2 protein-coding genes and 1 pseudogene are annotated in these 3721 nt (G+C 69.1%); 2 read left to right on the top strand and 1 reads right to left on the bottom strand.

What is annotated here, in order from left to right; all coding sequences use genetic code 11:
* The first annotated feature begins 140 nt into the window (after window positions 1-140).
* Together istA and istB are read left to right on the top strand one after the other, a co-directional pair.
* Window positions 141-1369 (top strand): annotated as a pseudogene (istA, locus tag VXC91_RS43400) (IS21 family transposase).
* 4 nt (window positions 1370-1373) lie between these two features.
* Window positions 1374-2306 (top strand): IS21-like element helper ATPase IstB, encoded by a 933-nt coding sequence (istB, locus tag VXC91_RS47510; protein WP_425578483.1) that lies wholly within the window; start codon window positions 1374-1376, stop codon window positions 2304-2306.
* A gap of 147 nt (window positions 2307-2453) precedes the next feature.
* Here istB and VXC91_RS43415 read toward each other — a convergent pair.
* Window positions 2454-3721, bottom strand: a 1268-nt coding sequence (locus VXC91_RS43415; protein WP_329512861.1) for a helix-turn-helix domain-containing protein, incomplete at its 5' end; no start/stop codon positions are given.

Raw genomic sequence — 3721 nt, forward strand, 5'->3', positions numbered from 1 at the left:
GTTACTGAACCGTAAATCCCCACATCGGCCCTGGAGGGTTGTCGCCGTTCCTTGAACCGTGACCTCCTATCGGTCGATGAAAAGTGACCCCTTCCGTGATCAAGTGATCAGTCTGGCTCCATGGGAGTCAGGTGGAAGAGGTGATCGGTGTGGAGGACTGGGCTGAGATCCGGCGGCTCCACCGTGCGGAGGGGATGTCGATCAAGGGGATCGCGCGGCATCTGGGGATCGCCCGGAACACCGTGCGGCGGGCTGTGGCCAGCGATGATCCGCCGAAGTACCGGCGGGCGTCGAAGGGCTCGATCGTGGACGCGGTGGAGCCGGCGATCCGCGAGTTGCTGGCGGAGTACCCACGGATGCCCGCCACGGTGACCGCCGAGCGGATCGGGTGGGAACGGTCGTTGTCGGTGCTCAAGCGGCGGGTGCGGGAGCTGCGGCCGGTGTATCTGCCGGCGGACCCGGTCTCCCGGACGGCGTATCGGCCCGGCGAGCTGGCCCAGTGCGATTTGTGGTTCCCACCCGCGGACATCCCGCTGGGCTTCGGGCAGACCGGTCGCCCGCCGGTGTTGGTGATCGTGTCGGGGTATTCCCGGGTGATCGCCGCGCGGATGCTGCCGTCGAGGCAGGCCGTCGACCTGGTAAGTGGGCACTGGGAGTTGCTGTCGGGTGGAATGCGGTGCCGAAGGCACTGGTGTGGGACAACGAGCCGGCCATCGGCCGCCGCCGCGAGGGGCGGGCCGTGCTGGGGCATGAGTTCGCCGCGCTGGCCGGGTTGCTGGCCTGCAAGGTGATCCTGTGCCGGCCCCGCGATCCGGAGGCCAAGGGTCTGGTGGAGCGGGCCAACGGCTATCTGGAGACGTCGTTCCTGCCCGGCAGGGTGTTCTCCTCCCCGGCCGGCTTCAACAGCCAGTTGGCTGCGTGGCTTGAGGTCGCCAACCGGCGGGTGCGCCGGACGCTGGATGCTCGTCCGGCCGAGCGGTGGGAGGCCGACCGGGCCGCGATGCTGCCACCGACCGCGCCACCGCGCTGGTGGCAGACTTCGGTGCGGATCGGCCGGGACCACTACATCCGCCTGGACACCTGCGACTACTCCGTGCACCCGGCCGCGATCGGACGGATCGTGCGGATCGAGGCGGACACCGAGACGGTGCGGGCCCATCTGGACGGCCGCCTGGTCGCCGAGCATGCGCGCTGCTGGGCCCGTCATCAGACGCTGACCGATCCCGACCACGCCGAGGCCGCCGCGGCGATGCGGCGCGAGTACCACCGCCCAAGCGGGGTCGGTGCCGCGGTGGAGGTCGCACAGCCGGATCTACCCGTCTACGACCGCGTCTTTCAGCTGATCGAGGGCGGAGCGGGAGCGGAGTGAAGCCATGGCCACCCGCACCACCACGTCCCGGGACGTCGCCGCCGAGCTGGCCTTCCTCAGCCGTGCGTTGAAGGCGCCGGCGCTGCTGGATGCTGCCGACCGGCTCGCTGAACGCGCCAGGGCCGAGTCCTGGACGCATCAGGAGTATCTGGCCGCCTGTCTGCAGCGCGAGGTCACCGCCCGCGAGGCCCACGGCGGCGAGGGCCGCATCCGCGCGGCCCGTTTCCCCGCCCGCAAGACCCTGGAGGAGTTCGACTTCACCCACCTGCGCGGACTGAAACGGGAGGCGGTGGCCCATCTGGGGACCCTGGACTTCATCACCGGCAAGGAGAACGTGGTCTTCCTCGGCCCGCCCGGCACCGGCAAGACGCACCTGGCCATCGCCCTGGGCATCCGCGCCTGCCAGGCCGGACACCGCGTCGCGTTCGCCACCGCCTCGCAGTGGGTCGACCGCCTGGCCGCCGCCCACACCACCGGCAAGCTGCAGGACGAACTGCTGCGTCTCGCGCGCGTCCCGGTCCTGGTGATCGACGAGGTGGGCTACATCCCGTTCGAACCGGAAGCCGCCAACCTGTTCTTCCAACTCATCTCCGGCCGCTACGAACGCGCGTCCGTGATCGTGACCAGCAACAAGCCGTTCGGCAGATCGCTGGGGCGAGGTCTTCGGCGACGACACCGTCGCCGCCGCCGTGATCGACCGTCTCGTCCATCACGCCGATGTGCTCTCCTTGAAGGGAGACTCCTACCGGCTGAAGAACCGCGACATCGGTCGCACCCCGAGCGCGGCAACCGGGTGAACAACTGCACACAGGGGGTCAAAAGTCACCGACCCCAAAGGGGTTCAGGTTCAGAGACCGCCGACAGAGGGTGGACAGTCCCCGCCCTTCAGGGAGGGGAGCCTTCAATGGCCGACAGACCAACGGTGGCTCGTCACTGACGTCCACGACCGGAAGGCCCTCGATCGAGCCGGCCTCGTGAACGGACTGGCCCTGGTCGAACTGGTCCACACCGCGGTCTGATTCCCTCTGGGGGCGACGTTGTCCACCGGAGCTCAGCCGGCGTCTGCCGGACCCCTCGGACCCCGTCACAGCGCACCGAGCGCAGGAGCGGCACGATGACCGACGCCGTCAGCACGGTCTGGGACGGCCGGGCCCGTGGCTACATACCTGGCCCCCGCCCCATCATCGCCCCCGGTCTGAAGTTGTACGAGCGGGCGAGCAATGGTTGACGGGCCGTGAGCGCTGCTGAAGGCGGTGAGGAATTCTTCGATGCAGTGGCCGGGTGCGGAGGAGTGTTCCCTGGCGGGCGTTGCCGGGAGTGGGGGAGGGGCGGCATGGCCGGAAGCCTGGGCTTGCCACAGTGGGAAGAAGAAGGGAGGCTCTCCGTCCAGGACCTGGATGAGGCGTTCGACGTTTTCCCATGGGGCAGTGGCGGTGCCAGCGAGGAGGCCTGCAACATGGTCTTGATCGAGGGTGTTTCCACTGGTAGTGGCGATGGCCCAAGGGGTGGGGCTGCCGACGCGCTGGTGCAGGAACCGCAGTGCGGTAGTGAGGGAGGCGGGCCGAAGCGGGCTGTCACGGCGCGCTGCCGAGGCCTCCCAGACCCTGCGCAGGACATCGGAGTCGGCGCCGCAGGCGCGGGCGATCGCGGCAACGTTCTTCCAAGCAGGGAAGCGTTCCCCGGTCAGCAGCCGGAAGAGGAATCCGGGCGATAGATCGCATCGGCTGGCCAGAGGCCGTAGGCTCAGCCCCGAGGCGCGCTGGAGGCTGTTGAGTACCGTGGCCAGGTCCTGGCCGACGACCGTTTTCGTGAGTGTTCCGAAGGCGGCGGAAGTGACGCCTCGGGGCGCGAGGGAGGCACAGCCGGCGTCCGTGCCGTCTGGGGAGTGGCAGACGGTGGCGTTATTGCCCGGCGGTATGGCCGGTCTGTTCGGCAGCTGATGGGCTGGCGCGAGGCCGGGCGAGGACCACTTCTTGCGGGCGGCCTCCTTGCTCATGCCCAGTGGTGCGGCGATCTGTTCCCAGGATGCGCCCCGCAGTCTCGTCCGAGCCACCATGTCCGGAGTCAGGCGCTCGGAGGTGGCTTGCAGGTGGACCATGGTTGCCAGGAACTCCTCGGCTAGCGTGTCTGGTTGGCCGACGGCAAGCAGGATGGCCCGTGCGACGCGGGTGATCTCCTGGAGCCGGAACCGTATGGCCTGATCGAGCTCCTCGGTGCCGGGCGGGGTCGCGACAGCCTGCCGCTGCCGGTGGGCAGCTTGATGGCACGGGGTGCTGCAGTAGTCGCAGGGGCGGTCGGTGGCTTGAAGGTGACGCGGCTTGCCGCACTGCTTGCACGTGAGAGGCAAGAACG

The organism is Streptomyces chiangmaiensis, from assembly GCF_036281785.1.
In the GTDB taxonomy this organism is placed as follows: Bacteria; Actinomycetota; Actinomycetes; order Streptomycetales; family Streptomycetaceae; genus Streptomyces; species Streptomyces chiangmaiensis.

Coding starts and splice junctions, on each gene's coding strand:
- istB (WP_425578483.1), top strand. CDS start 1,374: ATGGCCACCCGCACCACCACGTCCCGGGACGTCGCCGCCGAGCTGGCC.